Genomic DNA, 23,096 nt, shown 5'->3' on the forward strand with positions numbered 1-23,096 from the left:
TTCTTCGTACATACACTGACAAAAGCTTGGTATATATTTATTTTGCCACAGAATGCCCCTTAGCTGTCATGTTCCTCTTGATAAAAGCCGGCGGTTTCAAATATGTTCCCAACCGCCACAGCCATTCAAACGGTCCGATCCGGAACCTCTTGATCCACCACATGCTGGCGGCCATCTGACAGAGGAAAAGCAAGACGGCAATACCGATGCCGGCCAATACGCCAAGCTTTCCATACAACCCCAAGCCGTATCCGTAAAAAACAGAGGTCATCACAATGCTTTGCATCAGATAGTTTGTCAGCGACAATCTGCCAACCGCTCCGAAAGGCTTTAAAACGCGCTGTCCCCATGCGGACCGGGTCAATAGCATGATTCCCGTCACATAGCAGCATGTCAGCACCAGCGGTCCGACGCCTTCACTCAGCATATAAACGGCTGGGTCACTCCAAACAAGCGGCAGTGCTTTTAATGGAGCGCCGATCGTCAGCGCCGCAAAGAAAGCCCTCCGGATTCCCTTTACATGAAGCCGGGGCTGATGGAGCCATTTTTTCTTCGCCGCATATAAACCGATAAGGAATGGTGGAAGAGTAAAAAAAGGAGCAAGCACCATAAGAAGCAAAAAGGATAATCCTCCTGCCATCCATTCTGGAAGCGAATCGTCAAAATCAAATAATGGAACGACATCGTTCGCCCGGTGGGAAACGATTTCCCAATAGCTCCCGCCTTGCATCACCTCAGCTGTCCGCTCATTAAACGCCGTTAACTCCGAGTCAGGCTCCACTCCCCCGCTTCCAAAACACATCAAAACATAAACCGCAAATAAACTGACGGCCCATATCAAAATGGTCTTCGGTTGTCGATTGATAAACAGGAACAGCAGGACGATTCCGACGATTCCGTAGCTGAGCAAAATGTCTCCATCCCAAATAAAGTAGCTGTGCAGATAGCCGAAAACGGCCAGCAGCAGAAAGCGCCGCATGAATACACGACGGTATTTCACCATTCCTCTTTGTTCCAACCTGTCTCTCATTAATACCATGCCGTATCCAAATAGAAAAGCAAACAGGGGCATAAAGCTGCCGACAGCAAAAATCCTCGTCCATTCATAAGCCCAATGATCATAAGAAGCCAGCGGTTTAAAGGCTAAATCCTCCCACATCCCATATTGAAACAAAAGCATATTCGCAAGCAGGATGCCAAAAAGGGCGATTCCCCTCGCTTGATCCAACCAAATCATTCTATCGACCTGCAGCCGCTGAGTGTCCAATCGTTTCTCTCTCCCTCGCCTTTAGTATGAATTGATTGTATCAGTTCGAGCTTAACCCCAGATAACCGGCGCCTTAAATATTGCTGAAAATAAAGGCAGCTTCACAACTGAAGCTGCCTTGAATGCTATAGCCGTACCGCAGGCGCATCCAGCTTATACAGCCGCTGATAGCGCTGATTTTCTTGCAACAATTCCAGATGGCTTCCTTCCATTTCGATCCTTCCATTCTCGAGAAAAAGAATCCGGTCAGCCGCTTCCGCTCCCGCCAAGTGGTGGGTGATCCAAAGAACGGTCTTTCCTTCAAGCGCTTCAAACATCGTCACAAGCAGCTCCCTCTCCGTTATCGGATCAAGTCCAACGGTCGGTTCGTCCAAAACGATCACGGGTGCCCCCTGTAAAAGGATGCGCGCCAATGCGATCCGCTGGCGCTCTCCTCCCGAAAAACGGCTGCCCGTTTCCTGCACGGATGTATGATATCCGTCAGGGAGCGATTCAATCAAGTCATGAAGCTTTACCTGTCGCGCCGCCCAGTACACATCTTCATCACTGGCTTCTGGATTGCCGAGCCGAATATTATTTAAAATCGTCGTATCAAACAGATGCGGCTTTTGATTCAAAACACCGACAACCCGGGAAATGTCATCTTGAAGGGCTGCGGCAGCGACTCCGTTAAACATGACATGCCCCGCATCCGGAGCAAGCACCCCCTCAATCATGGTCAAAATCGTTGACTTTCCGGCACCGCTTGGTCCTAAAAGCGCAATTTTTTCTCCTTGCCTTACCGTAAAAGAAACACCCTGCAATACCGGCTGTCCATATTCATATGAAAATGAAACATCCTCAAAACGGAGCGTAACATCTTGTAAGCCGACCGCCTCGGCCTTTTCTGACGGAACGGGATGATCTTTTTCCTGTTCCGGCCTAAGCCCTTCCATACGCTGTAGCGAATCCTCGTATTGCGGAATCGCCGCTGCTGCATCAGAAAGCGGAAAGAACGCTTCCGTCAGCGGAAACACCACAAGGACAAACGCCGCAATGAACGTGTGGGGCAACGCGCCTTCTGCGCTTTGTCCGCCGGCCCAAATCAGCATCATCAATACGAGCCCGGCTGTTAAGCACTGGACGGCGAAATCCCTCCAGCGGATGAAACGCTGACGTTTTCTTTCAATTTGAAGCCATGTGTCTTCAGCCTCTTCATAAGTGCGGATAAAGTCGTTTTGCCGGCCGCTGAAAATCCAGTCGCTCACACCCATGACAGCATCTGTCAGCTGGCGGTAAAGCCGGCTGCGCCCTCTTTTTAACTCGATGTTTTTCGCCCTTGTGACAAGCAGGGAAACAAGCGGAACAAGAAAAACGAGAACAGCGGCATAGATCGCGACGAGTCCGGCAAAAGGCCATGAAAAGCAGCCAAGGGCAGCGATAAAGATGATATACAAAAGCAGCGCCGAAATGCCCGGAAAAACCGTTTTCAAATACATATCCTGCAAATGCTCGATATCATCGGCCAATATCCCCAGCATATCGCCCGTACGAAAGCGCGAACGCAATTTCAGAGCCTGCGGTTCAAGCAGCCGGTACAGCCTGACACGCATATCGGATAAAATGTTCAAAATCATGTGATGGCCTGTCAGCCGCTCGACATACCTTGCCACAGCCCGCAGTATACCAAAGGTGCGGACCGCCACGATCGGCACATAGATCATTAAAACATTCTCCGGCCGCGTTGCCGCTTTTGAAATCAAATAGCCTGATGTATACATAAGAAAAGCGGCGGAACATACCGTCAGTCCGCCAAGTAAAACCACAATGATCAACAGTTTTCTATTTTTCTTCATATACGGCAGTATCCACTGTTCCTTTTTCATGATGCACCTCCAAACGACTGCGCCTCAACAAGGCCGTAGTAGACGCCGCGTTTTTCGATCAATTGTTGATGCGTTCCGGTTTCCGCCACTTTCCCATCCTTCAGCACGATGATTTCATCCATATCCGGCATCCAGTGCAGCCGGTGGGTCGCGATAAAGACAAGCTTGTCCTCAAACAGCTCCAGCATCGTTTCTTTTATTTCGTATTCTGTTTCAATATCCAGGTGTGCCGTCGGTTCATCCAACAGAAGAATCGGACGGTTTCCGAGGAAAGCCCTGGCTATGGCAGTCCGCTGCGCCTGCCCGCCGCTCAGCGCTCTTCCGCCTTCGCCTATCCGTTCATCAACGCCGGACGGAAGTTCAGCAATCAGCTGCGTCAGTCCGGCTGCCGCTGCTGCCTGTGCCACTTCTTCTGAAGATGCATCAGGATGATAAAAACGGATATTGGCGCTCAGTGTGTCTGGAAAAATATACGGATGCTGCGGAATATAGATAAGCTGCCGCTGCCAGCTCTCCGCCTGCAGGTGGGTTCTTTCCGCCCCGCCGACTTCGATCGTTCCGCCGGCCGTTTGCAAAAAGCCGCCCAGCACATCGATCAGCGTAGACTTCCCTGCTCCGCTTTCACCGATGATGCCGATTTTTTTCTTTCCTTTAAACGAAAGCGAGATATCTGTTAAGGATTGGCTTTCCCCTTCCTCATGCTGTACAGAGACGTTTTTTAATTGCAGTTGATCCTCATCAGACCATACACCAAGCTCAAGCGGCTCCTCCTCTTGAAAAGCGGGTGCATCCAAAATGTTCTTGATCGCTTTTCCCGCTTCCTGTCCGTTCAATGTTGCATGATAATCGTTGCCGACCTCGCGCACAGGCAGAAAAAACTCGGGAGCCAAAATGAGTATCGTAAGAGCCGGGCCGAGTGTTATATGCCCTTCTACAAGTCCCAATCCGAGAAACACAGCCACAGTCGCAACGGACAGCATCGTAAAAAAATCAAGGGCAAACGATGACAGAAAAGCGATTTTGAGCGTACTCATCGTCGCCTTCAGATATCTTTCGCTCACCTTAAAAATATTGTTCTCATGTGAACGGCTTAAACCTAAAAACTTCAATGTTTCCAGTCCGCGAAGCGAGTCTGTAAAATGATTGGATAGCACCTGGTAGCTTTTCCACTGCCGGTCGGCTTTTCTTTTAGCGGCATACCCGAGCAGAATCATAAACGCAATCAAAATCGGCATCGTCACAATTAAGACCGTTGCCGACGATTTGTCTTTGAAAAAGACATAACATACAATTGCAGCCGGGATTACAGCCATGCTGACCATCTTCGGAAGAAACAGCTCCAGATAGCGGCGGAACTGGGCAATGCCTTCCATGGCGAGCGTGACCACATGCCCTGTCCCCTTTTGTCTTGCAAGCAGCGGTCCGGATTGAAAAAGCTTTTCCAGAAAGCTTTTCCGCATATCAGCCCCGGTCTTTGCGGCGTAATGATAAACCGCCCGCTGCTTTACAAGCGTGATCGCATGGCGAAGCAGAAACGCCGCAAGAAAGAAGGTGAGCAACGAATACAGCGCATCGATTCGTTCGCCGTTAAAAAGGCGGGTCACCGCCTCCGCAAGCCACTCCGCCTGCATGATGATCGCGGCGCCCTGCATCAAGGTCAGCATGGTCAGCACCGCGAGAATCCGTTTCATTCCTTTATATTGAAAGAGATCTTTTCCCATTAATAAATCATAGGCTCCTTACTGCTGACTCGTTTCCGGAACACATAGTAGCTCCAGATTTGGTAGCCCAGCACAAATGGCAGCAATGTCAGCGCGACAATCGTCATGACTTTTAACGAATAGTCGCCTGAGGAAGCATTATAGATCGTCAAGTCATATGCGCTTTTCACAGAGCTGATCATGACGCGCGGAAACAGCGCCGTAAAAATCGTGCCCACTGTGAGTGCGATCCCCGCTCCCGTCATGGCAAACGTCCAGCCGTCGCGTTTTTGTTTCATAAACATGATGGCAAGCACATAGCAGACGACAATCAAAGCGGCAAGCGGAATCGTCACCTGGCCGCGGCCTGTGAACAGATCGGTTTCAAAAATGGACAGCGCAACAAAAGCAGCGAGCGCGGCCAAAACGGCGAAAATAACTTTTCCGGCCAGCTGTCTCGCACGGTCACGCAAGTCCGCCTCCGTTCTAAGGGTAATGAATATCAGGCCGTGCAGCAGGCATAAAAGCGTGACTGTGACCCCGCCGGTGACCGAATAGACATTCACATAATCTGTGAAGCCGGCGTGAATATTCATCTCGGCGTCTATCGGCATCCCCCGTAAAATGCTGGTGAATAAAACGCCGAACAAAAACGGCGGCAAAAGGCTTCCGAAAAACACGACCCAATCCCACGTCTTCGTCCATTTCGCCGTTTCCACTTTTCCTCTGAACTCAAAAGCGACACCCCGTCCAATCAAGGCAAGCAGCACAAACACGAACGGGATATAATATCCGCTGAACATCGTCGCATACCAATTTGGAAAAGCGGCGAAAATCGCCCCGCCGCCGGTCAGCAGCCAGACTTCATTCGCATCCCAGAAAGGGCCGATCGTATTGATCATCACCCGCCGTTCAAGCTCATTCCGCCCGAGAAACCGGGTCGCCATTCCGACTCCGAAATCGAAGCCTTCGAGAAAGAAAAAACCTATGAACAACACCGCGACTAATATAAACCAGAGCTCATTAAGAGATACCATGGTAAACCTCCTGATCAAACGGGTCTGTCGAAACGGGCGCCTCATGATGATGGTCATGATGCCCAGCCCCTTTTTTAATCTCACGGACAAACAGATAGACAAGGACCAGCGCCAAAATGAGATAAATCGCAGTGAACGCAATCACCGAGAACAGAAGCATTCCCGCTGAAACATTCGGTGAAACAGATTGAGCGGTTGTCAATATTCCAAAAACCGTCCACGGCTGCCGTCCGATCTCTGTCATAATCCATCCCGCCGTGTTGGCGATGAACGGAAATGCGATCAGTCCGACCATCACCCGCAAAAACCATTTGCTAGTCTCAAGCTTTTTGCGGAAGCTGAGGAAAAGTCCGGTCAAAGCCGCAATGATCATGAGGATTCCCGCGCCTGCCATAATCCTGAAGCTCCAAAATGTCGTTTTTACCGGCGGAATATAGTTTCCTTCCCCATATTTTTTTTCATATTGTTTTTGCAATGTTTTCATCCCCGGAACATCGCCGCTGAATTTTTTATAAGCCAGATAGCTCAGCGCATAAGGAATGCTGATTTCAGACTTGTTTTCCTGCTTGTCCGAGTCAATATTGGCAAGCATCGTCCATGCGGCAGGGTCTCCGCTGTCATCCCAAAGCGCTTCGCTTGCAGCCATTTTCATCGGCTGGCTCTTCATCAGATGCTGTGCCTGTTCATGACCGCTGAAGGCAACGCCGATTCCTGAAACGAGCGCTACAATCATGGCGATCTGAAAAGACTTTTTAAAAAAGGCCATTTCCTGCTTTTTCAGCATTTTGTACGCACTCACACCGGCGATAAAAAACGCCCCCGTGGCAAGCGCGCCGAAAATGACGTGCGGAAATTCCACCCACAGCTGCGGGTTTTTAATAATCGCAAAGAAATCGGTCATCTCCGCCCGGCCGTTTTTAATCGCAAAGCCGACAGGCTCCTGCATAAACGAGTTGGCGGCTAAAATCCAAAATGCAGACAGCATCGTACCGATCGACACAAGCCAGATGGAGAGCAAATGAACCTTCTTCGGAAGGCGGTCCCAGCCGAATATCCATAAACCGATGAAGGTCGATTCCATAAAAAAGGCCAAAAGGGCCTCAACAGCCAGCGGGGCTCCGAATACGTCGCCGACAAAGCGCGAATATTCAGACCAGTTCATCCCAAACTGAAACTCCTGTAAAATCCCGGTGACGACACCGACGGCAAAGTTAATTAAGAATAAGTGCCCCCAAAATTTCGCCATCGTCCGGTAAACGTCTTTTTTCTTTACAACGTAAAGGGTTTCCATCAAAGCAACCATAAAGACAAGTCCGATTGACATCGGAACAAAGATAAAGTGAAAGATTGTTGTTGAAGCGAATTGAAACCGGGCTAAGATTAATTCGTTCATTCCCTGCTACCTCCATTTGATCAAAAATCATGCTTCTCCATTTGTTCAGCACTTCACAATAATGCTCTTACAGGTGACGCTTTGAGATGCCCAAAGCCGTCTGCTCTCAAAATAATACAATAGACTTATAAAACAACATAAAGACTACTTATATAAGTAATTTACACCGTTTGATTATAGAAAAAAAGATCTAATTACCTAAAAAATGGATCATTTTGTGACCAAACCTTGACTAAAAACCAAACTTTTTTTGACAACAAATAGGTTTTATTTACCATGATGTTGAGCAAAAGCCCGTTCCATCAACTAAAAAACACCCTTGAAAGGGTGTTTGTTCTGTCACAAAATCGATATTTTTGCCTTTGGACTGTCACTTATCCGATATACTGTTTGACAATTCTTTCGGTATGAGCCAAATAGCTCTCACCAAAGGAATTCAAATGCATATAAACATAAAACAGCTGATATAAAGGCCAGATGTCGCGATTGAGCGCTTCTCCCGACGCTTCCTCATAAGCGCGGTAAAACCGTTCAGTAAAACCGCCGAACAATGCGGTCATCGCCAAATCCATCTGGCAGTCCCCATATAATACGGCCGGGTCGATAAGATATGGGGAACCGTCCCCGCCTGTCATCCAATTGCCTCCCCAAAGATCTCCATGCAGCACGGATGAGCGGGGGTTGTCCGGAAGCCAGCGTCCGATCGACTCTGCAAGCCTGATATGCTTCTCCGCCTGTCTTTCATTCAAAAAACCTTTTTCACAAGCGAGTTTGATTTGCGTAAGCAGCCTTTTCTCCCGGTAATAGGTATTCCAGCTGTCATATCTGCCGTTTTCCTGCTGGAATGTACCGATATAATTATTATGCGCCAAACCGTAATACGGCTTTTTCGTCCGGTGCATGCCGGCCAGCTGGACGCCAAGCTTTTCCTCAGCCTGAAAAGAGAGTGTGCTTTTGATATAGGAGAGAACCAGAAAACGCCCGGCATCGCTTTTTCCGTTGTACGCCAACACTTCCGGCACCTTCACGGCGTTTGTTTGTTTCAGCTCTGCAAGTCCCATGGCCTCTTTTTCAAAAAAATCGGCCGGCACTCCATGATTGACTTTGATGAACAAGCGGGTTTCATCTGTTTCTACAAGGAAAGAGCGGTTGATGTCGCCGCCTCCCACTTCTTTTATTCTTCGAACCGCCAAATTCCCGGTTGATGATTCCACCGCTTGATCAATGATTTTCTGCAGATCCATTCCATCACCCCCTCCCTCACTTTATACAAAAAAGCCGCAGAAATGAAAAGCGTTCAATAGGCCCCGAAACCAAAACGATTCTCATACCTATGGATGATATTTCCTTATCTTTGTTCACATAAAAGCCACACATCTTGTGAAATATTTCACAATACCCTGCTATACTTATTCCGTAATCATAGATCCTTTCTTGATGGTGGTGAAAAACATGGAAACCAAATCACTCATTTTAGTAGAAGAGCTCGCATTGAAAAAGCGCAGCATCTTTATGCAAAGTCCGCTCCGCTATCTTTTGCGGTCTATGCTGGCAAGCATGTTCATCGGATTTGGCGTTATTGTCGCATTTAAAACGGGGAACTTTTTTTATCTTGAACAGTCTCCGTTCACATATCCAATCGCAGCGGTCACTTTTGGGGGAGCCATTATTCTTATTGTTTATGGCGGGGGAGATTTATTCACGGGAAATACATTTTATTATACATTTGCGGCGCTTCGCAAAAAGATGCGCTGGTTTGATGTTTTAAGGCTGTGGATCTTCAGTTATGCGGGAAATATAATGGGAGCCGTCTTGTTCGCAGGTCTTATTTTTTCAACCGGCTTATTTAAAGACCCGTCCGTCAACAGCTTTCTGCTGAATGCAGCCGATCATAAAATGAATACGCCGATGCCGGAATTGTTTTTCAGAGCGATTCTTTGCAATTGGCTCGTCTGTCTTGCCTTTTTTATTCCGATGTCTCAAAAAGGCGACGGTGCAAAAATGTTCTCCATGATGCTGTTTGTTTTTTGTTTCTTTATTTCCGGATATGAGCACAGCATCGCCAACATGGCCACTTTCGCCGTCGCTTTGGTGACCGAACATCCGGACACCATCTCTATTTACGGCGCTGTTCACAATTTAATTCCCGTAACATTGGGAAATCTGGTCGGCGGCGGATTTATGATGGGCTTTATGTATTACTATGCGAACGAGCCCGGCGCGAAAGAAATCATCAAATAGCGCCTGCTTCCATTTATAAAAGTATCATGAAAAGATGACGCGGTTCATAAAATCATACTACTTTTAAAATGGAGGCTGTATGATATGCAAAGTTTTCAAACGCTCTGCCGGCAATTTGGACAAATATTGAATGGAGAGGCGAAAGTGGAACACGGCGTTTGTTCCGTCAGTGTAAACCGGAATTTAAACGTCACCATTCAGGGGAGGCCGAGCCGGGGAGTCGGGATGGAAGAGGTCATGTTTGAGTCGCTTGATCAAAACGGCGTCGCCTTAAATATGGCGGAAGAAATTCCGCTTTTCACGAAAAAGCTCGCCGATCAAGGCCTGATCATCAGCGCATTGCACAATCATTGGATTTTTACCAAACCGAATCTGCTGTATATTCATTTTCAATCTGTTGAACCGCCATTACAATTTGCAAGAAAAACGGCTGCTGCCTTATCTGTATTGCGATAAAGCGGCAGCCGTTTGCATTTATTTCTTACTTGAAAGCGCGGCTCTTTCCACAGCTTCAGCGACGATCGCATGAACATCTGGATTCAGCGGATCAGGTACCAGATCGCCCTGCTTTGTACAGGAGGCAATTGCCTCGGCTGCGGCAACAAGCATCGGATGGGTGATCGATTCAGCCCCTGCATGTAAGGCGCCTCTGAAAATGCCGGGGAATCCAAGAACATTGTTGACAGACCGGCCGTCCGCGGCATAGGCGGCACCTGCCTGAAGCGCTTCTTCAGGCTCAATCTCAGGCTTCGGATTGGACAGTGCCAAAATCACCTGGCCTGAGCGGACCCATTTTTTATTGATCAGTCCGGGCACGCCTGTCGTCGCAATGATAATATCACAGCTTTCCATGAGCTCCTCAATGTTTTCAGCGGCATGACCGCCGTAATTCTCCAAGCGGGCCATCGCTTCCATTGATTTATCCGTTCCGATTACCCGTTTTACTCCGTAAGCCATAAACATTCGGCAGATGGCGACGCCGGCAGCGCCAAGACCGATTTGGCCGACATGGGCCTGCTTCAGGTCGACACCTGCGCTTTTTGCGGCTGAAATCGCCGCCGCCAGTGTAACAACGGCAGTACCATGCTGATCATCATGCATCACCGGGATATTCAGCTGCTCTTTCAGGCGCTCCTCGATTTCAAAGCAATGCGGAGAGCCGATATCTTCGAGTAGAATACCATTAAATCCGGGTGCGATGTTCTTCACCGTTTGGACGATTTCGTCGGGATTTTTCGTATCAAGCAGAATCGGGATGCCGCTGATTCCGGCCAGCTGATCAAACAGTGCGGCTTTCCCTTCCATAACCGGCATTCCGGCAACCGGACCGATATCTCCCAAGCCGAGAATGGCGGTTCCATCCGTCACGATGGCGACCGTATTGCCGATTCCGGTGTAGATTTTTGCTTTTTGCGGCTCTTCCTTAATAATTTCGCATACGTTGGCGACCCCTGGTGTATATACCCGTCTCAGGTCAGCGAGCGACCGGATCGGCATTTTGCTTTTCATATGGATCTTCCCGCCCTCATGCGCGGAAAGCACGTCATCGGAAACAGTATGAAGATGAATGCCTTCCTTTAGATTGCGAATCACTTCAAGAATCTCGGTCAGCTGTTCTTCATGCTCGACTTGAACGGTGATGTTTCTCATCGTATAGTGCGGCCCAACCTTGATCGTCTCAATCTCGCCGATATCTCCGCCGGCAAGGCCGATCGCGGTGGTCACCTTTCCAAGGTTTCCTGGTGCTGAAGGAATTTCCAGCATCAAATTTCGAATAATATTTTTGCCATTCATCACAGAATCCCCCCCCATGATTTAATCAATATCAGCTACTGCGCCGGCGTCTTCTTTTTATCCGTGTACCAAATGAATTTTCCGGTATATCCGTACAGAATTGCGAGTCCGATCGAAACAAAGCTCATCCACATGAACGGCAAGTAAGCAAAGGTAGAGACGCCCAAAATTCCGGCCATATAAATCCCGTTGTCTGACCAAGGCACCATTCCGGATGTCATCGTGCCTCCAACCTCCGCGTTTCTTGACAGCACCCTCCGGTCGATGTGCAGCTTATCATAGCTTTTCTCCATGATTTTCGGCGTTAAAATCAGTGAGACATACATGGCGCAGCCAAAAACATTAGCCAGGAAGGCGACAATGAGGGTCGAAAACGTCACATTGCCTGCAGATGTCAGCTTTTTTTGGAATTTTGACACAATCACTTTGAGAACGCCTAAATGCTCCAGGAGCCCTCCAAATCCGAGTCCGAGGATAATGACGGTGACAGAACCGAGCATTCCCTCGATGCCTCCACGGTTCAGAAGCTTGTCCATAAATTGGATGCCTGTGTCAATTGAAAAACCGCTGTACGCTGTAGCGATCGCATCGGCGAAATTCATCCCCTGAAATACTGCGGCCCAGATGGCACCCAAAAGAGCACCGATCGCAATCGTCGGTATGGAAGGCTTTCGCATCGCCAATAAAGCGATGACGATGATCGCCGGAATGAGCATCCAAATCTGAATATCAAACGTGTCCCGCAGCGAACTTTTCAAAAACTCGACTTTTTCCAAATCAACATTTTTGCCCCCGTAAATAAATCCCGTAATGGTAAACAGCACCGCGGTGATCACATAAGCGGGAAGCGATAAATACAGCATCGCCCTTACATGGGTGATGACTTCGACTTTTGATAAAGATGAAGCAAGCACTGTGCTGTCTGACAGCGGAGACAGTTTGTCCCCAAAATACGCACCTGATAAAACAGCGCCGGCTACAAGCGGAAGGGGCATTCCAAGGCCTTCCCCTATCGCCATCATCGCAATCCCGGCCGTTCCAACCGTTCCCCACGATGTCCCTGTTGCAACAGATGTGATCGAACAAATAATAAGCGTGGCAAGCAAGAATATGCTTGGATGAATAAACTCAAGTCCATAGTAAATCAAAGTCGGCACTACTCCGCCGGCTATCCACGTTCCGATCAGAGCGCCGACGGCGATCAGGATCAATATCGCTTCAAGTCCGTTGGAAATGCCTGTTGTAATCGATTTTTGCAAATCTTCATATCGGTGGCCGAGACGCAGCCCGAGCAAAATCACCAAAAACCATGAAATGAACAATGCCAGCTGAATCGGCAAATGAAACTTAACGGTAAAAGAACAAACTATTGCTAAAAAAGCCCCTAATACACAAATGATTTCTAACATTGATGGCAACCGTGCGTTTTTCAACCTAAATCCCCCTTATAAATGAAACGCTTACAAAAAAAGCTACATAAAAATAATGAAATCTAGTTCAAGTTTTTCTTAAAAATTTAACTAACTTGAAAGTAGTATACCACGAAATTAATTATTATGGTAGCACTTCACCGCTGTTAATCTTTCTCTCCCTAAAGTTTTTAGAGGGAGCGAAAACACTCTGTTTTTCTATCCCGGTAAAATTTGTTTCAGAGTGTTTTCGCATGCTTGCCGTTAATCCCTGTTTAACAGTTCAGCCCCGGCAATACCCGGTTTTGTCATTTCATAAGGATTCAAAATCAAATCGAGTTCTTCTTCTGTCAGCACGTCATTTTGAAGACATAAATCACGCACGGATTGGCCCGTTAAAATCGCTTCTCTCGCAATTCTTGCGGCCGCTTCATAGCCAAGGTGCGGGTTTACAGCCGTGATGACGCCGGCGCTTTTTTCTACATATGCTTTTAACCGTTTTTCATTTGCTTCAATGCCTGTCACGCAATGGTCCGTAAATGAACGGAATCCGTTATTCATGATGCTGATGGATTGGAGCAGGTTAAACACAAGCACAGGTTCCATGACGTTCAGTTCGAGCTGTCCTGCTTCAGAAGCCAGGCAAATTGTATGATCGTTCCCAATGACCTGGAAGGCGATCTGGTTGATCAGCTCGGCCATGACCGGATTGACTTTCCCCGGCATAATCGATGAACCCGGCTGTCTGGCCGGCAGGGAAATCTCCGCAAGTCCTGCGCGCGGACCTGATGCCATCAATCTTAAATCGTTCGCGATTTTCGACATGTTCATCATGCAGACTTTTAATGCTGCCGAAACTTCAGTATAGGCGTCTGTATTTTGCGTCGCATCGACGAGATGGTCAGCGCCGACGAGCGGAAGGCCGCTGATATCCGCCAAATGCTTGACGACATTTTCAATATAGCGCGGATCGGCGTTCAATCCTGTTCCTACCGCGGTTGCGCCCATATTGACTTCATACAGATGCTGGCGTGATTGTTTAATCCGCTTGATATCGCGCTCGATCACGCGGCTGTAAGCTTCAAATTCCTGCCCGAGGCGAATCGGAACGGCATCCTGGAGATGGGTGCGCCCCATTTTGATGACATGGTCAAATTCCTGTGCTTTTTTCCTAAAGGCGTCCAGCATGTAATCCATTGTATCGAGCAGTTTTTCAAGCAATTTCAGCGTTGAAATGTGAATGGCCGTCGGGAACACGTCATTTGTCGACTGTGACATGTTGACGTGCGTATTTGGACTTAAGTGAATGTATTCCCCTTTTTGATGGCCGAGCAGTTCGAGCGCGCGGTTTCCGATGACTTCGTTCGCATTCATGTTCATCGACGTTCCTGCGCCGCCCTGGATCGGATCAACGATAAACTGATCATGCAGCTTGCCTTCAATGATTTCGTCAGCCGCTTGGACAACAGCTTCTCCAAGTCCTTTATAAAGGCGCTTCGTTTCCATATTGGCAAGCGCCGCCGCTTTTTTCACCACGGCCAATGCCTTGATCATTTCTTCGTGAATTTTATATCCGGTAATTGGAAAGTTTTCTGCTGCCCGTAATGTTTGAATCCCATAGTAGACATCAGCCGGAATGTTCTTCTCTCCGAGAAAATCCTTTTCTGTCCGATATGAAGTCTGATTCATTTGCTAACCCTGCTTTCTGTTTAAATGATGATATCGTCTGCAATCGGCATTTCCATAATTTTTTTAACTTCGGCCGGTTCCCCTGTTTGCCCTAAAGCCCACATCAGCTTAGGCACGATTGCTTCGGTGTTCATGTTTCTGGAGCGGATGATGGCATCCTGGTTGACTTTTCGGCCGACCTCATAAATGCTCATATCCTCTCCTTCCTCAAGACACTGCGTTGTGATGGCGACGACGATTCCGGAATCGATCAATTCATTGACTTTTTCCAAAATGTTTCGTTTCTCAAACGGAATACCGCCGCTGCCATAGCTCTCAATGACAACGCCTTTATATGAATCTTTCAGGCAATCCAAAAACTCCGGCTTCAAACCGGGATGAAGCTTCAAAAGACAAACATCGGTATTTAAGGAGGTGTCAAGCTTCAGCGTCTTGTTTTTGACCTCTGGAACATGTTTGTTGTATTCGATTTCCGTATCATGGATGAACGCGATATAAGGATAATTGATGCTTTCAAACGCATCATAGCTTTTCGTTCTTAATTTGATCGCTCTCGTTCCCAAGATAACGCGTCCGTCAAAGACGACGTACACGCCCCCGATCCCGTCGCAGGCGAAGCGGACCGCATCTTTAATATTTTTCTTCGCATCGGTTTTCTTAAACGTAATCGGCACCTGGGAGCCCGTAATCACGATCGGCTTGTCCACGTTTTGCAGCATATAGGAAAGCGCTGCCGACGTGTACGCCATCGTATCTGTCCCATGGGTGATGACAAATCCGTCATACCGGCCGTAATTCTCATAAACCGCTTCAGCCATTTTCACCCAATGTTCGGGCTGCATGTTTGTACTGTCTATATCCATTAAAGATTGGCAATCTATCGTATAATTTTTGTTTTCGTCAGATAAATAGCTGAGAAGCTCCTCCGCTTTAACCCCCGGGGCCAGTCCATTTTCTCCTTCTACTGAAGCAATTGTACCGCCGGTGGTTAACAGCAGTAATTTTTTCATATGCTACACCTCTTTAAGAAGTAGTTTTAAACATCATAATGTAGAATAAGAACGCTGATACATCAGCATTGTATACGCTTTATGCGTACCTTCATTGCAATTATAGACCTCAAATGTGAAATAATCAAGAAACATTATTCATTTCGCGTACATCTTTGCTCATAATGTGCTATAATCACTGTGAATCAAAAGGAGCGTAAAAAATGAATTTAGATCGATTAACAACACTGAGAAAAAATAAAAAATGGTCATTGCAATATACAGCCGACCGCCTCGGTATTGCGAAAAGCACCTATGCGGGGTACGAGTCCGGCTATCGCCGCCCTTCATTGGAGGCGCTTATCGAAATCGCTGATTTATTCGGAACCTCAACCGACTATCTGCTGGGCAGAATTGACGATCCCCGTGATGGGAAAAGCAAAAACGACCCCATTGAACTGACGAATTGGGATCAGCACAAACTGGCGGTTGACGGAACGCTTCTTTCTGAAGAAGAAGTAAAACAGATGGTCGCGTTTATCAAAGTCAAACAGCAGCTTGACACAGGTTCGGAATGACAGCGTTTTACCTGTATGTATATAAATAAAAAAAACTTGATTGGCCTTTTACGCCAATCAAGTTTTTTTATTTCTTAATGATTTAAAAACTTCACGCAGACCGCTTCCGGTGCAGGCACTTCAGACTGCAGCAGCGTCAGCGTTCCTGTTGATTCATTTCTCTCAAACAATGTCAGCGTTCCTGTTTCCTGGTTGGCAGCGATCAAAAATCGCTCTGAAGGATCTAGCATAAAATCGCGCGGCCATTCTCCTTCTGTAGAGACATGCTCCACCAGGGACAGTTCGCCTGAATATTCATTTACGGCAAAGACGGCGATGCTGTCATGGCCGCGGTTTGAAACGTATACAAATTTGCCGTCACGCGTGACGTGAATCGCGCCGCCCTGGCTCGCCCCGTCAAAATCTTCAGGCAAAGCAGAAATGACCTGGATCTCGCGGAATTCCCCAAGACCGTCGTTATATTCCAGCACAATGACTTCATTGCTCAGCTCTGTCATTACATAGGCATACTTTTCTTTCGGATGAAATTCAATATGCCTCGGTCCTGAACCAGGTGCAACCGCATGGCTGTTCACTTCCTCAAGCTTTCCTTCGTTCAATTGATAGGTGATGATCCGGTCAGTCCCCAGGTCAACGGCCACCGCATAGTTTTCATCAGGTGTAAAACCGGAGTAATGGGTATGCGCTTTCTCCTGCCTCTCATGCGGGCCGGATCCTTTATGGTGCACCTCTGAAGCCGGAGCATTCAACCCGCGGTTTTCATGTAAAGGATAAGATATGATCGTTCCGCTGTGATAATTGGCGGATAGAACGTACCGATTCTCATTGTCCACGCTGACGTGGCATGGCGAAGGGCCTTCAGCGGTTTGTTTGTTGATGAAATGCAGATCCCCTGTTTTTTCGTCAATCTGATAGGCCGCAACACCGCCCTGGCTGCCATCATTAATCACCGCATAGAGCATTTTATTATCTTTGGCGAGATTGAGATATGTCGGGCTGCCCAGCTTTGCCGCAGGCTTTGGCGTACTCAGCTCTTTTTTGCCGGTATCAAGCTCAAATGTATAGATCCCTTCACTGTCTGCTTTTGTATATGTCCCGATATAACCTCTGTATGTTGCCATTTGATCCTCTCCTTTTCAGATAACGGTCGTCCATTCCTATTTTAACTCACAGAAGCTGAATAATCATGATCTGGTGTGTAAAAACCTTAAACGCTCACATGAAAAAAACCTTTTTATGATATTCTTAACATAAAAGACCTTTGATGACGGAATCGCTCTGTTCCGGCAGCGGAGATTTGTTTATAGGAGTGTTCGAAATGACGAAAATCATGATTGTTGAAGACAGCGAAGATATTCGGAAGCTTTTGCGCAATCATTTAGAAAAATACGGATATGATACCGTTGCAACGACTGATTTTAGCTCTGTCCTCGCCATGTTTGAGCGAGAGAATCCCGAGCTGGTTTTGCTTGACATCAATCTGCCGTCATACGACGGGTACTACTGGTGCCGTCAAATCCGTCAGCACTCGACTTGTCCGATTATTTTCATTTCAGCCAGAAGCGGGGAAATGGATCAGGTCATGGCGATTGAAAACGGCGGCGATGATTATATAGAGAAGCCTTTTTCCTATGAAGTGGTGCTGGCCAAAATTAAGGGCCACATTCGCAGGGCGTATGGAGAATACGCTGCCAGACAAGGAGAAAAAGTGATCGAATATGAAGGCGTCCAGCTGTTTGTGGAGCGATTTGAACTGCGCTACAAAGATGAGAAACACGAGCTTTCAAAGAAGGAAAGCAAACTGCTCGAAGTGCTGCTCGACAGAGGGGAAAAAGTAACAAGCAGAGACCGGTTAATGGAGAAAACATGGGAAACCGATACATTTGTTGACGAAAATACGTTAAATGTTTATATTACGAGGCTGCGCAAAAAACTGCGGAGCATGGACGTGCCCTTTTCGATTGAATCAGTACGGGGCGAAGGGTATCAGCTAAGGGTGAAATCATGAAGCTGTTTTTAAAAAATCACTTTGTCTTAATTCTGCTTTTCTTTCTCCAGGGGGTATTCGTATTTTTTTATTATTGGTTTGCCGGCCTGCAGGCTTTTACCCACCTTTTTTACATCCTTGGCGTCCAGCTTCTGGCGCTCTCGGTTTATCTTGCTTACAAATGGCTGCAAGAGCGCAGAATCTATCAATGGCTCGGCTCGGAACAGGAAGATACGGACGTACCTTTCCTGGGAACATCGGATTTTTGTGTGGATCTGTATGAAAAGCAAATGGAACTGAGCCGGCTGCAGCACCGCAAGATTCATGAAATTGAAGCCAAGCTGGAAGACCGGGTGGCTTATATGAACCAATGGGTGCATCAAGTGAAAACACCGCTTTCGGTCATCAATTTGATTATTCAGGAAGAAGATGAACCTATTTTTAAACAGATCAAAAAAGAAGTCCAGCAGATTGAATTCGGATTGGAGACGCTCCTCTATTCATCAAGGCTCGACCTGTTTGAACGCGATTTTAAAATTGAGGCCGTGTCCCTGGGCGAGCTGCTTAATTCGCTGATTCAGCACTATAAACGCTATTTTATACAGCATCGTGTCTATCCAAATAAACATGTTCCCGCTGAAGATGCCGTTATTTACACCGACCGCAAATGGCTCAGATTTGCCATCGGCCAGGTCATCACAAACGCTGTGAAGTATTCAGCGGGAAAAAGCGACCGCATCGATATGACGATCGTCCGCCAAGGTGAACGTATCGTGCTGGAAATCAAAGATTACGGCGTCGGGATTCCTGCACAAGACTTGAAGCGGGTATTCGATCCTTACTACACCGGGGAAAACGGACGCCGCTTTCCGGAATCGACGGGCATCGGACTCTATCTTGTAAAAGAGATTTCCGAAAAGCTCGATCATGACGTACGCATCACTTCCGAAGCCGGAACAGGGACGACTGTTCAATTTTCGTTTCTTACAAAAATGTAAGGGTTCTTTAAGAAAACCGCATAGCTCCCCCCCATCCTCCTTGCTATGATTTGTTTACAAAAACAAACGTAGAAAGGAGGATTTTTCATATGCAATCCCAGATAATCGACACACTCGACTATATAAGAGGATTCGCATTATGCGCCAATCTTTTATGAATATAGATGTGCCGGCAATGTTTTTGCTCGGGTTATGGGCGGGAAAACCCGTATATTTGAGAATCTGTCCGTCATTTACACAGTTTGCGGCGGATCGGCATCATTTCGCTCATCGCCATGCCCGCGGCTATACATTTGCAATACAAATGTCACACCACTGAATATTTTGGCCGGTTGACCGCCCTGCCGGGACTTGTCATGGGAACCCTATATGTATCGGCCGTCATTTAAATACCGCAGGTGCCGTTTTAAGAAAATGCTAAAGCCCCTTTAATCTATGGGCAGAATGTCTTTAATCAACTATATCGGACAAACGCTGATCATGACCGCTTTTCTTCGCCTGGGCAGGAATGTATGGACACATCACCCATGCACAGGCCGTCATCCTTTGCATCTGCACACTGGCCATTCAAGCTTTCATCAGCACATATTGGCTGAAAGCGTTCAGGATGGGCCCGCTGGAATCGCGACATATCGGAAGCGAACACCGTACATCGCAAAAGGAGGATATCATGGATTACATGCTGATCGTGAAAAACATCAATAAAACATATAAAGGACAAGTGTCCCATCAGGCGCTAAAAAATATTTCATTCAATGTCGAGGAAGGTGAATTCACGGCGATTATGGGGCCGTCCGGCTCCGGAAAAACGACGCTTCTCAATATCATTTCGACGATTGACCGCCCGGATTCCGGAGACATTTTGATCCGCGGGGAAGATCCGCATCATTTAAAAAGGGCGAAGCTCGCCCAATTTCGCCGCAAACAGCTCGGATTCGTCTTCCAGGATTTTAATTTGCTGGATACTCTGACAATCGGCGAAAATATCATGCTGCCGTTAACGCTTGAGAATGAACGGCCTTCTATTATGGAGGAAAAGCTTCAGGCGATTGCTGAAAGGCTCGGCATCGAGTCCCTTCTGAATAAACGGACCTTTGAAGTATCCGGGGGACAAAGGCAGCGTGCAGCCATCGCCCGAGCCGTCATTCACAAACCGGCTCTCATCCTTGCCGACGAACCGACAGGAAATCTCGATTCCAAGGCCTCAAAAGACGTGATGGAGACGATGCAGCATCTCAACGAAAACGACAATGTCACTACATTGATGGTCACACACGACCCCGTTGCTGCAAGCTATTGCCGGCGCGTCATTTTTATTAAAGACGGAACATTGTTCAATGAAATTCATCGGGGCGCCAATCGCCAAGTGTTTTACGAAGAGATCCTGAATGTGCTGTCAATGCTGGGAGGAAACGCCAATGACCTTTCTTCAGTTCGCTTATAAAAATGTGATTCGCAACAAAAGAGCTTATCTTGCCTTCTTTTTAAGCAGCGCATTTTCAGTGATGATTTTTTTCACCTTTGCGATGCTATTGTTCCACCCCGCTTTGGAGAAAGGCTATTTAAACAACATTGCAAAACGGGGATTAGCTGCAGCTGAATGGATGATTTTCGTATTTTCCATCCTGTTTGTGCTGTACTCGGTCAATGCTTTTCTCAAGTCGAGAAATAAAGAATTTGGAATTCTGACCATTCAGGGGATTTCGCCAGGCCAATTAAGAAAACTGATTACCGCCGAAAATATCATCATCGGAGTACTTTCGATTGTTTCAGGCATCATCGGCGGGCTGATCTTTGCAAAAGCCATCTTTACGGCCGGCGCCTACATTCTGGAGATGGATGCTTTGCCGCTGTATCTGCCTTGGAAGGCGCTTGCTCTGACAGTCGCTTGTTTCCTTTTACTGTTTATACTGCTGTCGCAATTTACGATTTTCTTTATTAAATCAAAAACCGTGATCAAGCTGATCAAAGGGACTGAAAAAGTAAAACCTGAGCCAAAACCGTCCGTTTTCCTTTCGATCATCGGCATTGGGTTCCTCGGCGGCGGATACTGTCTTGCATCATCTAATGAAATCCATTTCCCTCAAGCCGTTATGATTTTAATCCTGACCATCATCGGGACCTACTTTTTCTTCAGCCAAAGCAGCATTTGGCTGCTGCGGATCTTAAAAAAGCGGAAATTATTTTATTTGCGCGGGAAAAACGTGCTTTGGGTATCAGATCTTGTCTACCGGCTGAAAGATAACGCCCGCCTGTTCTTTCTCGTCTGCATCATTTCAGCGGTTGCCTTTTCCGCCACGGGCGTATTGGCGATATACAAGACGGCTATCGGAAAAATGGATTCCCGGTATGAGATAGAATACTCATCAAACAGCGATAATCCCAAAGAACAAGCGCACATTAGGCTGATTGAACAAAAGCTGAGGGATGGAGATTTTTCGTATACAAAGGAAAAGACAAAAGGAGCCTATATCAGCTATAGGCAGGGAGATCTCGTTCCACCGGTGCTCTTGATCTCAGAAGCCGAATTCCAAAAGCACTTTAAGGCAGATGCGGGTGAACTGAAAGACGGTGAAGCGCTGTATTACCCGAGCACCTATGATGCGATAGACAATCGGGAAATTCCCAAAACCTTGCACATGTTAACCAAAGATCTGAAGCCGGCAAATGAGCAGCTCAAGGTCAAACACATTGAAAAACCGCTGATTACGTTAGACAGCATCGTTGTCGTAAACGGAAAAACCTTTGACAAGCTGAAAAAACAAGGCGAAGCTGTCACATTGTACGGCTACAAGTACGACCGCTGGAAAGACAGTCTCGATATCAGCCAATCGCTGAAAAACAGTCTTTACGGAAACTATACCAATATCCATTTTCAATTTAACGCAAAGGCCATCTCTTATTTTGATAATGTTCAGCTTCCAAGCCTGAGCTTATTTATCGGACTCTTTATCGCAATTCTCTTTTTTGCGGCATCAGGAAGCTTTCTCTACTTCCGCCTGTTTACCGATCTTGAGGAAGATCAGCAGCGCTACCGGTCGCTTGCGAAAATCGGCCTTAGCGAAGAAGAAATGTCGCAGAGCGTGACGATTCAATTGGCGATCTTGTTCTTCTTTCCATTCGCTCTCGCCACGGTTCATACTTGTTTCGCGATGAAGACGCTTGAGTCGCAGAGTTTTGGTCATTCCCCTGCTGTGCTGCTCATGACAATAGGAGGATTTCTCACCTTCCAACTATTATTCTTTATGGTGATTCGACAAAGCTATTTAAAAAAATTAAAAGGATTTTTAAGGTGATAAGGCATGAAAAAAATAATTTCTCTTCTTGCAGCCGGCTTGGCTATTGTATGTATCGGCGCATTTCTTTTGATTCATAATGATGTGACAGACAGGTTTAATCCGCTCGTGCCGAAAGAGAGCGTGTATGTCCAAATCAATAAAGACGGGAAGCACCTAAGCGCGGGCGGCTATGAGTATACACTGGAAGGATATAATGGCGCCGGGGAAGAAAAAGAAGTGACATTCTTTGCCGGCGGCCTTCTTCGAAAAAACGCCTACCTAAAGGTATCAGCGAAGGGAAAATATGTGGAGACATGGGAAGAGGTACACCCCGATGACATGCCGAGTGCGGTCCGGGCGAAATTGATAAAGCAGTGAAAAACGGCGTCTAAGCCGTTTTTTCTATGAAACACTATTTTTTTACAAACTTCTGAAACTTTTTGGCTGGCTGTTCGTATAAAAACAAAAGTCATATTGTGAAGGGGGTTTTCATATGATGGTTGGAATAATCGGTTTCATATTGGTGCTTCTCCTCCTCTACGCCTCCACAACGCCTTCCGGCGGAAAAAACAAAGGCGGCGGCTCTTCAACTTTTTTCGTTGGAGGTCCTGATTCATCCCACGGCCACCATCTCTCCGGAGGCGATTCATTCGGAGACGGAGACGGGGGCGGCGGTGATTGCGGCGGCCTTTCTCCATCTTCTGCTCCTGCTCGGATCTTTAGGCTGGATGCAGTTCTGCTGCAGTCAGCCGGGCATGTTCCGGCCATTTCCCTTCATACGTTCTCCATTTACTCCAAACAATCAATTCAGTTGTTTAACCGGACTTCCGATTGGGAATGATGTAAAGACAACAGATCCTCACTCTTCAAC

At 47.1% G+C, this 23,096-nt stretch carries 21 protein-coding genes; 10 read left to right on the plus strand and 11 right to left on the minus strand.

Translation table 11 applies throughout. The features are described 5' to 3' along the window. Positions 1–37: 37 nt before the first annotated feature. The 6 genes from R5H20_RS22245 to R5H20_RS22270 form a co-directional block, all read right to left on the minus strand. On the minus strand, positions 38–1,267 hold the full coding sequence (locus R5H20_RS22245; protein ID WP_006639594.1) for a DUF418 domain-containing protein: 1,230 nt from the start codon (positions 1,265–1,267) through the stop codon (positions 38–40). 125 nt (positions 1,268–1,392) lie between these two features. Then, entirely contained in the window at positions 1,393–3,132 is a 1,740-nt protein-coding gene (cydC, locus tag R5H20_RS22250; RefSeq protein ID WP_006639595.1) for a thiol reductant ABC exporter subunit CydC, read from the minus strand. Then, entirely contained in the window at positions 3,129–4,853 is a 1,725-nt protein-coding gene (gene cydD / locus R5H20_RS22255; RefSeq protein WP_006639596.1) for a thiol reductant ABC exporter subunit CydD, read from the minus strand. Before cydD ends, cydC begins: the two co-directional genes overlap by 4 nt. Continuing rightward, positions 4,853–5,869, minus strand: a complete 1,017-nt coding sequence (cydB, locus tag R5H20_RS22260) for a cytochrome d ubiquinol oxidase subunit II (protein ID WP_006639597.1) — start codon at positions 5,867–5,869, stop codon at positions 4,853–4,855. The genes cydD and cydB overlap by 1 nt, the downstream gene beginning before the upstream one ends. After that, a complete protein-coding gene (locus tag R5H20_RS22265) occupies positions 5,856–7,262 on the minus strand; it encodes a cytochrome ubiquinol oxidase subunit I (RefSeq protein WP_006639598.1) in 1,407 nt (468 codons plus the stop codon). Before R5H20_RS22265 ends, cydB begins: the two co-directional genes overlap by 14 nt. Positions 7,263–7,636: 374 nt before the next feature. Then, positions 7,637–8,506, minus strand: a complete 870-nt coding sequence (locus R5H20_RS22270) for a fructosamine kinase family protein (protein WP_006639599.1) — start codon at positions 8,504–8,506, stop codon at positions 7,637–7,639. 208 nt (positions 8,507–8,714) lie between these two features. Here R5H20_RS22270 and R5H20_RS22275 point away from each other — a divergent pair, with 208 nt between their 5' ends. Both R5H20_RS22275 and R5H20_RS22280 read left to right on the plus strand, forming a co-directional pair. Beyond that, on the plus strand, positions 8,715–9,503 hold the full coding sequence (locus tag R5H20_RS22275; protein WP_006639600.1) for a formate/nitrite transporter family protein: 789 nt from the start codon (positions 8,715–8,717) through the stop codon (positions 9,501–9,503). Between the two features lie 84 nt (positions 9,504–9,587). Continuing rightward, the gene (locus R5H20_RS22280) at positions 9,588–9,959 is read left to right on the plus strand and encodes a DUF1259 domain-containing protein (protein WP_006639601.1); all 372 of its coding nucleotides are present in this window, start codon (positions 9,588–9,590) and stop codon (positions 9,957–9,959) included. Between the two features lie 18 nt (positions 9,960–9,977). Here the strand turns inward: R5H20_RS22280 and R5H20_RS22285 are convergent, their stop codons facing one another. The 4 genes from R5H20_RS22285 to R5H20_RS22300 all read right to left on the minus strand — a co-directional run bounded on the left by R5H20_RS22285 (position 9,978) and on the right by R5H20_RS22300 (position 15,405). Further along, positions 9,978–11,297, minus strand: coding sequence for an NAD-dependent malic enzyme (locus R5H20_RS22285; protein ID WP_006639602.1), 1,320 nt, complete (start codon positions 11,295–11,297; stop codon positions 9,978–9,980). 35 nt (positions 11,298–11,332) lie between these two features. Beyond that, positions 11,333–12,730: a Na+/H+ antiporter NhaC gene (nhaC, locus tag R5H20_RS22290; protein WP_006639603.1), complete on the minus strand. Its 1,398-nt coding sequence runs from the start codon at positions 12,728–12,730 to the stop codon at positions 11,333–11,335. A gap of 240 nt (positions 12,731–12,970) precedes the next feature. Beyond that, entirely contained in the window at positions 12,971–14,395 is a 1,425-nt protein-coding gene (gene aspA, locus R5H20_RS22295; protein WP_006639604.1) for an aspartate ammonia-lyase, read from the minus strand. Between the two features lie 20 nt (positions 14,396–14,415). Continuing rightward, entirely contained in the window at positions 14,416–15,405 is a 990-nt protein-coding gene (locus R5H20_RS22300; protein WP_006639605.1) for an asparaginase, read from the minus strand. A 203-nt stretch (positions 15,406–15,608) separates the two neighbouring features. On the opposite strand from R5H20_RS22300, the gene R5H20_RS22305 reads away from it, so the two are divergent. Further along, positions 15,609–15,962: a helix-turn-helix domain-containing protein gene (locus R5H20_RS22305; protein ID WP_006639606.1), complete on the plus strand. Its 354-nt coding sequence runs from the start codon at positions 15,609–15,611 to the stop codon at positions 15,960–15,962. A gap of 74 nt (positions 15,963–16,036) precedes the next feature. Here the strand turns inward: R5H20_RS22305 and R5H20_RS22310 are convergent, their stop codons facing one another. Next, positions 16,037–17,083, minus strand: coding sequence for a lactonase family protein (locus R5H20_RS22310; RefSeq protein ID WP_006639607.1), 1,047 nt, complete (start codon positions 17,081–17,083; stop codon positions 16,037–16,039). A 197-nt stretch (positions 17,084–17,280) separates the two neighbouring features. Here R5H20_RS22310 and R5H20_RS22315 point away from each other — a divergent pair, with 197 nt between their 5' ends. From R5H20_RS22315 to R5H20_RS22345, 7 genes are all read left to right on the plus strand, one after another. Then, the gene (locus R5H20_RS22315) at positions 17,281–17,970 is read left to right on the plus strand and encodes a response regulator transcription factor (RefSeq protein WP_006639608.1); all 690 of its coding nucleotides are present in this window, start codon (positions 17,281–17,283) and stop codon (positions 17,968–17,970) included. Then, positions 17,967–18,947 carry a sensor histidine kinase gene (locus tag R5H20_RS22320; protein WP_006639609.1) on the plus strand — a complete coding sequence of 327 codons (981 nt, stop codon included), beginning with the start codon at positions 17,967–17,969 and terminating at the stop codon, positions 18,945–18,947. The genes R5H20_RS22315 and R5H20_RS22320 overlap by 4 nt, the downstream gene beginning before the upstream one ends. A 139-nt stretch (positions 18,948–19,086) precedes the next feature. Next, positions 19,087–19,266: a hypothetical protein gene (locus R5H20_RS22325; protein WP_029419710.1), complete on the plus strand. Its 180-nt coding sequence runs from the start codon at positions 19,087–19,089 to the stop codon at positions 19,264–19,266. A 189-nt stretch (positions 19,267–19,455) separates the two neighbouring features. Then, positions 19,456–20,391, plus strand: a complete 936-nt coding sequence (locus R5H20_RS22330) for an ABC transporter ATP-binding protein (protein ID WP_081605406.1) — start codon at positions 19,456–19,458, stop codon at positions 20,389–20,391. Beyond that, a complete protein-coding gene (locus R5H20_RS22335) occupies positions 20,366–22,243 on the plus strand; it encodes an FtsX-like permease family protein (protein ID WP_006639611.1) in 1,878 nt (625 codons plus the stop codon). The genes R5H20_RS22330 and R5H20_RS22335 overlap by 26 nt, the downstream gene beginning before the upstream one ends. A 6-nt stretch (positions 22,244–22,249) precedes the next feature. Beyond that, positions 22,250–22,603, plus strand: a complete 354-nt coding sequence (locus tag R5H20_RS22340; protein WP_006639612.1) for a YxeA family protein — start codon at positions 22,250–22,252, stop codon at positions 22,601–22,603. 115 nt (positions 22,604–22,718) lie between these two features. Continuing rightward, positions 22,719–23,066, plus strand: a complete 348-nt coding sequence (locus tag R5H20_RS22345) for a hypothetical protein (protein ID WP_040348603.1) — start codon at positions 22,719–22,721, stop codon at positions 23,064–23,066. The last annotated feature ends 30 nt before the right edge of the window (positions 23,067–23,096 follow it).

The sequence above is a fragment of the Bacillus sp. KICET-3 genome (assembly GCF_033261025.1).
In the GTDB taxonomy this organism is placed as follows: domain Bacteria; phylum Bacillota; class Bacilli; order Bacillales; family Bacillaceae; genus Bacillus; species Bacillus sonorensis.

What these genes read in the sequence shown, in the direction of transcription:
- R5H20_RS22280 (WP_006639601.1), top strand. Translation starts at nt 9,588, where the DNA reads ATGCAAAGTTTTCAAACGCTCTGCCGGCAATTTGGACAAATATTGAAT.
- R5H20_RS22335 (WP_006639611.1), top strand. Translation starts at nt 20,366, where the DNA reads ATGACCTTTCTTCAGTTCGCTTATAAAAATGTGATTCGCAACAAAAGA.
- R5H20_RS22325 (WP_029419710.1), top strand. Translation starts at nt 19,087, where the DNA reads ATGCGCCAATCTTTTATGAATATAGATGTGCCGGCAATGTTTTTGCTC.
- cydD (WP_006639596.1), bottom strand. Translation starts at nt 4,853, where the DNA reads ATGGGAAAAGATCTCTTTCAATATAAAGGAATGAAACGGATTCTCGCG.
- cydB (WP_006639597.1), bottom strand. Translation starts at nt 5,869, where the DNA reads ATGGTATCTCTTAATGAGCTCTGGTTTATATTAGTCGCGGTGTTGTTC.
- cydC (WP_006639595.1), bottom strand. Translation starts at nt 3,132, where the DNA reads ATGAAAAAGGAACAGTGGATACTGCCGTATATGAAGAAAAATAGAAAA.
- aspA (WP_006639604.1), bottom strand. Translation starts at nt 14,395, where the DNA reads ATGAATCAGACTTCATATCGGACAGAAAAGGATTTTCTCGGAGAGAAG.
- R5H20_RS22285 (WP_006639602.1), bottom strand. Translation starts at nt 11,297, where the DNA reads ATGAATGGCAAAAATATTATTCGAAATTTGATGCTGGAAATTCCTTCA.
- R5H20_RS22275 (WP_006639600.1), top strand. Translation starts at nt 8,715, where the DNA reads ATGGAAACCAAATCACTCATTTTAGTAGAAGAGCTCGCATTGAAAAAG.
- R5H20_RS22345 (WP_040348603.1), top strand. Translation starts at nt 22,719, where the DNA reads ATGATGGTTGGAATAATCGGTTTCATATTGGTGCTTCTCCTCCTCTAC.
- R5H20_RS22340 (WP_006639612.1), top strand. Translation starts at nt 22,250, where the DNA reads ATGAAAAAAATAATTTCTCTTCTTGCAGCCGGCTTGGCTATTGTATGT.
- R5H20_RS22310 (WP_006639607.1), bottom strand. Translation starts at nt 17,083, where the DNA reads ATGGCAACATACAGAGGTTATATCGGGACATATACAAAAGCAGACAGT.
- R5H20_RS22330 (WP_081605406.1), top strand. Translation starts at nt 19,456, where the DNA reads ATGTATGGACACATCACCCATGCACAGGCCGTCATCCTTTGCATCTGC.
- R5H20_RS22300 (WP_006639605.1), bottom strand. Translation starts at nt 15,405, where the DNA reads ATGAAAAAATTACTGCTGTTAACCACCGGCGGTACAATTGCTTCAGTA.
- R5H20_RS22265 (WP_006639598.1), bottom strand. Translation starts at nt 7,262, where the DNA reads ATGAACGAATTAATCTTAGCCCGGTTTCAATTCGCTTCAACAACAATC.
- R5H20_RS22320 (WP_006639609.1), top strand. Translation starts at nt 17,967, where the DNA reads ATGAAGCTGTTTTTAAAAAATCACTTTGTCTTAATTCTGCTTTTCTTT.
- R5H20_RS22315 (WP_006639608.1), top strand. Translation starts at nt 17,281, where the DNA reads ATGACGAAAATCATGATTGTTGAAGACAGCGAAGATATTCGGAAGCTT.
- R5H20_RS22270 (WP_006639599.1), bottom strand. Translation starts at nt 8,506, where the DNA reads ATGGATCTGCAGAAAATCATTGATCAAGCGGTGGAATCATCAACCGGG.
- R5H20_RS22305 (WP_006639606.1), top strand. Translation starts at nt 15,609, where the DNA reads ATGAATTTAGATCGATTAACAACACTGAGAAAAAATAAAAAATGGTCA.